General features: G+C 72.0%; 2 protein-coding genes and 1 pseudogene. 1 reads left to right on the forward strand and 2 read right to left on the reverse strand.

Annotated elements, in window-relative coordinates; all coding sequences use genetic code 11:
* Position 1 precedes the first annotated feature (1 nt).
* On the reverse strand, positions 2-2,929 hold the full coding sequence (locus ACFFNX_RS11945; protein WP_378199472.1) for an AfsR/SARP family transcriptional regulator: 2,928 nt from the start codon (positions 2,927-2,929) through the stop codon (positions 2-4).
* Positions 2,930-3,282: 353 nt separating this feature from the next.
* A complete protein-coding gene (locus tag ACFFNX_RS11950) occupies positions 3,283-5,790 on the reverse strand; it encodes a DEAD/DEAH box helicase (RefSeq protein ID WP_378199475.1) in 2,508 nt (835 codons plus the stop codon).
* A gap of 87 nt (positions 5,791-5,877) precedes the next feature.
* Here ACFFNX_RS11950 and ACFFNX_RS11955 point away from each other — a divergent pair.
* Positions 5,878-6,963: pseudogene (locus tag ACFFNX_RS11955) on the forward strand (peptidase S41); the annotation flags it as partial.

Consider the following 6,963-nt stretch of genomic DNA (forward strand, 5'->3'; position numbering starts at 1 on the left):
ATCAACGTGTCGCGGGCGCGCGGTCGAGCAGGGCGCGTACATCTTCGGCGGCCGGGGCCCCGAGGGCCTGGAACACGCCGAGCGCCTGCTCCCAGCACGTACGCCCCTCGTCCGGCCGGCCGTCGGCGGTGAGCGCCCGGCCGAGCACGTCGAGGGCCCGTCCCTGGCCGAACCGCTGGCCGATCTCGCGGGCGATGGCGAGGGCCTCCTCGGCGTTGGCGACCGCCTCGGTGGGCCGGCCGGCCCGCAGGTGGCTCTCGGCCAGCCGGTACAGCGTGTGGTGCTCGCGTAGACGCTGCCCGGTGGAACGGAAGACGGCCAGGCAGTCGAGGTAGTACGGGATCGCGTCCTCCGGCCGTCCCATCCCGTCGAGGGTCGCCCCCAGGTACTGCATCGCCTTGGCCGCGCCCATCGCGCTGCCCTGCGCGCGGAACAGCTCCAGGCTCCGCTCCGCCGCGTCGAGTGCCTCCTTGTCGCGGTGCAGCTCGGCGGCGGCGCGCGCCATGTTGCTGAGGCAGTTGGCCTCACCCTCGGGGGAGCCCAGCCCGGCGAAGACGCCGGCCGCGCGCTCGAAGAACCCGAACGCGTCCTCGTACCGGCGGTGTTCGAAGGTGACGACGCCGACGCCGTTGAGCGCCTCGGCACGTATGTGGTCGTCCCCGGAGGCCTCGGCCAGCTCGACCGTCGTACGGAGGCTGGCCTCGGCCTCCTCCAGCCGGAACGCGACGTGGAGGATCAGGCCGAGCAGGTAGCCGGCCCGGCCGCGGGTGCGAGCGTCGTTCTTCTCCAGCGCGGCGGTGACCACGAGCCGTGCCGTCTGCTCGAACTCCCACAGGTGGGTGCCGGACATGATGAGCGGTTCGAGGCTGAGCAGCAGGTCGGCGGCGACGGCCAGGTCGGGGGCGTCGCCGCGGGTGGCCTCGGCGATCACCGCGCACAGGTTCGCGGTCTCGCCGCCGAGCCAGGCCAGCGCCTTCTCGGCCGTGGCGAACTCGGTGCCGCGGGTCTCCGGGGTGCTCAGCTGGTCGCCCTCCCCGGACTCGGCGACCTGGTAGGCGTTGCGCGCGGAGGCGAAGTAGAAGTCGAGCATCCGGTGCGGCACCTCGGCCCGCGCGACCTCGGAGTCATACCTCTCGGCCTGCCGGCGGGCGAAGAGCCGGAGCAGGTCGTGGTACCGGTAGCGGCCCGGCGCGGGAGTCTCCAGCAGGCTCGCGTCGACCAGCGACTCCAGCAGGTCCTCCGTCGCCGGTACGGGCAGGCCGAGGACGGCCGCCGCCGCGTCCAGCGACACGTCGTGCACGTCCGGCAGGGCCAGCAGCCGGAACGCCCGCGCCTGCTCGTCGTAGAGCTGGCCGTACCCGAGCTCGAACGTCGCCGAGACGGTGTGGTTGCCGACCCGCATCTCATCGAGCCGCCGCCTCTCGTCCGTGAGGCGTTCGGCGATCGTCGCCATCGACCAGCTCCGCCGCGACGCCAGCCGCGAGCCCACGATGCGTACGGCGAGGGGCAGGTGCCCGCAGGCCGCCGCGACCTCGGCCGCGATCTCGCGTTCGTCCTCGACCCGCTGCTCACCGGCGATGCGGCCGAACAGCGCGATCGCCTCGTCGGTGACCAGGCCGTCCAGGTCGACCGTACGGGCGGCGTGCATGCCGGCGAGCCGCGACCGGCTGGTCACGATCACCGCGCAGCCGGCCGAGCCGGGCAGCAGCGCGCGCACCTGGTCGGCGTCGCGTGCGTCGTCCAGCAGCACGAGCATCCGCCGGTCGGCCATGCGGCTGCGCAGCAGCGCCGACCGCTCCTCCAGCCCGGCCGGAACATCCTTGTCGAGGGTGCCGAGCGCGCGCAGGAACGCGCCGAGCACGGCCTCGGGCCCGGCCGGTTCGGGGCCCGCTCCGCGCAGCTCGGCGAACAGCTGGCCGTCGGGGTAGTGCGGCCGCACCGCGTGGCCCAGGTGGACGGCGAGAGTCGTCTTGCCGATCCCGCCGATGCCGGCCACCGCCACGACCGGCATCGCGGTACGGTCCGCCTCGGTGAGCACGGCGGTCAACTCGGTCACGATGGCCGAGCGCCCGGTGAAGTCGGTGACGTCCGCCGGGAGTTGCGCGGGCACCGGCAGCGGACGCGCCGGCTCCGCGGGACGTACGGGCTCGGACGGCCTCTCGGCCAGGGAGGCGTCGGCGGCCAGCACCTTGGCGTGCAGCTCGGCCAGCTCCGGCCCGGGGTCGATGCCCAGCTCCTCGACGAGCACCCGGCGCGTGTCGGCGTACACGGCGAGCGCCTCGGCCTGCCGCCCGCACCGGTACAGCGCGAGCATGAGCAGCCCGCGCAGGCGCTCACGCAGCGGGTGCGCGATGGTCAGCTCGGTCAGGTCGGCCACCGACTCCGCCGCGCGGCCCCGCTCCAGGTCGATGGCGTACCGGTCCTCCACGGCGGTGAGCCGCTGCTCGTCCAGGTGGACGCGCTGCGCCTCGGCCCAGCCGCCGTGAATGCCGCACAGCGGCTCGCCGTCCCAGACGTCCAGCGCCGAACGCAGAGCGGCGGCGGCTCCGGCCAGGTCATCGGCGCGCCGCGCCTCCTCGGCGGCGGCCAGCCCGTCCTCGAACACGCTGAGGTCGAGCGCGGCCCGCGGCAGCCGCAGCGCGTACCCACCGGCCTCCGAGACCATCACGGTCGCCTTCTGCCGCGCCACGCGCTCGGGCTCCAGGACGGCACGCAGCCGCGAGACGTAGGTGCGCAGGGCGGTCATCGCGCGTACCGGCGGCTCCTCGCCCCACAGGGCGTCGACCAGCTCCTCGGCGGTCACCGTACGGCCACGCCGCAGCAGGAGCACGGCCAGCACGGCCCGCTGCTGGGGGGTGCCGAGGTCGAGCTCGGTGTCGTGACGCCATGCGCGGACCGGGCCCAGAACCGCGAAGCGAAGCCCGTGCATACCCGTTCCTCAGAAGGAGCCGAAACAAGATTATTTCCCGAGAATAGGGACATATGAATCGCCCAACATCCGTGAGATCCCCGACATTCGGCCCCGGCCCGTCGGCGATCGCCGACGGGCGAGCGGTCATCGCGTGCCTAAGGTCGGGTGGACAAGGCCTGGTGGACAAGGCCTGGTGGACAAGGCCTGGTGGACAAGGCCTGGTGGACAAGGCCTGGTGGACAAGGCCTGGTGGACAAGGCCCGCCCTCCCAGGGGGAGCCATCCCATTCACATTGTCCAACGCTCCGCGCCATGCCGGGAAGGCTTCCGGTACGGCTGTGGATAACTCCCCTGTGGACGACGTCCGAGGTTTCAGAGGCGGTTGACCGAGGTGACGTGGATGACCGCGCGGCCCTCCTCGTCCGAGGCTTGCAGGTCGACCTCGGCGCTGATGCCCCAGTCATGGTGGCCCGCCGGGTCGTCGAAGACCTGGCGTACCCGCCACAGCTCGGCCTCCTGCTCGATCTGCAGCAGCTTCGGGCCGCGCGCGTCCGGGCCGGTCTGGATCTCCTCGTGTTCCTCGAAATAGGCGTCCAGCGCGTCCGCCCAGCGGTCGGCGTCCCAGCCGTCACCGGTGTCCAGTTCGCCCAGGTCGTCGTAGCGCTCCAGCGCGGCCAGCTCGACCCGGCGGAACATCGCGTTGCGGACCAGCACCCGGAACGCGCGCTCGTTCGCGGTGACCGCGTTCGGTGTCTCCTCGATCTCGGCCTGGGGTTCGGCCGAGGGGTTCTGGAGCTGCTCCCATTCGTCGAGGAGGCTGGAGTCGACCTGGCGGACCAGCTCGCCGAGCCACTCGATGAGGTCGTGCAGGTCCTCGGTCTTCACCGAGTCGGGCACGGTCTGCTGGAGCGCCTTGTAGGCGCTCGCGAGGTAGCGCAGCACGATGCCCTCGGCGCGGGCGAGCTGGTAGTAGGCGACGTACTCGGTGAACGTCATCGCCTGCTCGTACATGTCGCGGACGACCGACTTCGGCTGGAGCGGATGGTCGGCCACCCACGGATGCCCGCTGCGGTAGACGTCGTACGCGCCGTAGAGCGTGTCCTCGAGCGGCTTGGGATACGTGATGTCCTGGAGGAGCTCCATCCGCTCCTCGTACTCCACGCCGTCGGCCTTCATCTGCGCGACCGCCTCGGCCTTGGCCTTGTTCTCCTGGGCGGCGAGGATCTGGCGCGGGTTCTCCAGGATCGACTCGATCACCGACAGCACGTCCAGTGCGTACGACGGCGAAGCCGGGTCGAGCAGCTCGAATGTGGCCAGCGCGAATGTCGACAGCGGCTGGTTGAGCGCGAAGTCCTCCTGCAGGTCGACGGTCAGGCGGGCGTACCGGCCCTCGGCGTCGGGCTGCTCCAGTTGCTCCACGACCCCGCCGGCCAGCAGGCTCCGGTAGATCGCGATCGCCTGGGAGATGTGCTTGCGCTGCCGGGCGCGGTCCTCGTGGTTGTCGGTGAGCAGCTTCTTCATCGCCTGGAACGCGTTGCCGGGCCGGCCGATGACGCTGAGCAGCATCGCGTGGCTGACCTGGAAGCGCGACTGCAGTGGCTCCGGCTCGGCGGCGATGAGCTTGTTGAACACCTCCTCGTCCCAGCTCACGAAGCCCTCGGGCGCCTTCTTGCGGACGACCTTGCGCCGCTTCTTCGGGTCGTCGCCCGCCTTGGCGAGGGCCTTCTCGTTCTCCACGACGTGCTCGGGCGCCTGCACGACGACGAAGCCGACGACGTCGAAGCCGGCCCGGCCCGCCCGCCCGGCGATCTGGTGGAACTCCCGCGCCCGCAGGCGGCGCACCCGGCTTCCGTCGTACTTGCTGAGCGCGGTGAACAGCACCGTGCGGATCGGGACGTTGACGCCCACGCCGAGCGTGTCGGTGCCGCAGATGACCTTGAGCAGCCCGGCCTGGGCGAGGCGTTCGACCAGGCGGCGGTACTTCGGCAGCATCCCGGCGTGGTGGATGCCGATGCCGTGCCGTACGAGCCGGGACAGCGTCTGGCCGAACTTCGTGGTGAAGCGAAAACCCCCGATGAGCGCCGCGATCTCGTCCTTCTCCGCGCGTGAGCAGACGTTGATGCTGGTCAGGGCCTGAGCGCGTTCGGCCGCCGCGGCCTGGGTGAAGTGGACGATGTAGACGGGGGCCTTCTGGTCCTCCAGCAGCTCCTCGATCGTCTCGTGCAGCGGCGTGACCCGGTACTCGTACTTCAGCGGCACCGGCCGGGTCGCCGAGGTGACCACGGCGGTGGGCCGTCCCGTACGCCGGGTGAGGTCCTCCTCGAACCGCGAGACATCGCCGAGCGTCGCCGACATCAGCAGGAACTGGGCCTGCGGGAGTTCGAGCAGCGGAATCTGCCACGCCCAGCCGCGGTCCGGCTCGGCGTAGAAGTGGAACTCATCCATCACGACCTGGCCGATGTCGGCGTCGGTGCCGTCGCGCAGGGCGATGCTCGCCAGCACCTCGGCGGTGCAGCAGATGATCGGGGCGTCGGCGTTGACGCTCGCGTCGCCGGTCATCATGCCGACGTTCTCGCTGCCGAACATCGCGATCAGGTCGAAGAACTTCTCCGAGACCAGTGCCTTGATCGGCGCGGTGTAGAAGGTGACCTGGTCGCGGGCCAGCGCCGCGAAGTGCGCGCCGGCCGCGACCAGGCTCTTGCCGGAGCCGGTCGGGGTGTTGAGGATGACGTTCGAGCCGGAGACGACCTCGATGAGCGCCTCTTCTTGCGCCGGGTACAGCGTGATGCCACGCTCGCCGACCCACTCGTTGAAGGCGTCGAAGACGGCGTCGGGGTCGGGGGCGGCGGGCAGGCGGTCGATGAGGCGCACGTATTCCATCTTGCCCCTCATGCGGAGTGCCCGGTCCGCCCGGCACGACTCCGGTACGGCACGGCGCGACACCCTTTAGCATCGACGCCCGTGACTGTGCCTGGTTATCTGCGTTATCCCCACGTCCGTGGTGATCTGCTGACCTTCGTGGCTGAAGACGATGTCTGGATCGCGCCGCTGTCCGGCGGGCGCGCCTGGCGCCTGTCCGCCGACGGGGTCTCGGTCTCCCACCCGCGGTTCTCCCCCGATGGGCGGTGGGTGGCCTGGACCAGCGGGCGAGACGGTGATCCGGAGGTCCACGTCGCCCCGGCCGACGGGGGTGAGAGCCGCCGGCTCACCTACTGGGGCGCGCCCGGGACGCGGGTGTGCGGCTGGACGCCCGACGGGCGGATCATCGCGGTGACCTCGTGGCGGCAGCCCTTCTACCACCAGACCCACGCGTACGCGGTGCCGGTGGACGGCGAGCCCGCGGAGCCGATGGGCTGGGGGCCGGTGGGCGCCGCCGACATCGCATCCGACGGTGCCGTGGCCCTGGTCACCGTCGCCGGACAGGAGCCGGCCGCGTGGAAGCGCTATCGGGGCGGCGCGACCGGGCGGCTGTGGGTACGGGCGGACGACGGGTTCCGGCGCGTCATGGCCGACCTCGACGGCAACCTCGACTGCCCGGTGTGGTTCGCGGGACGGCCGGCGTTCCTGTCCGACCACGAGGGCATCGGACGCCTGTACTCCGTCGCGCCCGACGGTACGGACCTGCGGCGGCACTCCGCGGAGACGGACTTCTACGCCCGCCACGCCGCCGGCGACGGCGATCGGGTGGTCTACCAGGCCGCCGGAGACCTGTGGCTGGTGGACGGGCTCGACGCGGAGCCGGCCCGGTTGGACGTACGCCTCGCCGGGCCGCGTACGGCGCGGCATCCGCGCCCGGCCTCGCCGTACGTTCGCGACCTGTCCTGCGATCACACCGGGCGGGCCGGCGCCGTCGAGGTGCACGGCGGCGTGCACTGGATCACCCACCGCGACGGACCGGCGCGTGCCCTGGCCGCGACTCCCGGCGTCCGTGCCCGGTTGCCGCGGGTACTGGGCGACACCGGCGAGGTCGTGTGGGTCACCGACTCCGCCGACGGGGACGCCCTGGAGATCGCCGCGGCGGCCGGCGAGGAGCAGCCGGCCTCACGGCGGCGG

Origin of the sequence: Actinoallomurus acaciae, assembly GCF_042429965.1 — a bacterium.
GTDB lineage: Bacteria > Actinomycetota > Actinomycetes > Streptosporangiales > Streptosporangiaceae > Actinoallomurus > Actinoallomurus acaciae.

Bases quoted from the DNA above. Each gene is read 5' to 3' on its own strand.
- ACFFNX_RS11950 (WP_378199475.1), bottom strand. From the start codon at position 5,790: ATGGAATACGTGCGCCTCATCGACCGCCTGCCCGCCGCCCCCGACCCC.
- ACFFNX_RS11945 (WP_378199472.1), bottom strand. From the start codon at position 2,929: ATGCACGGGCTTCGCTTCGCGGTTCTGGGCCCGGTCCGCGCATGGCGT.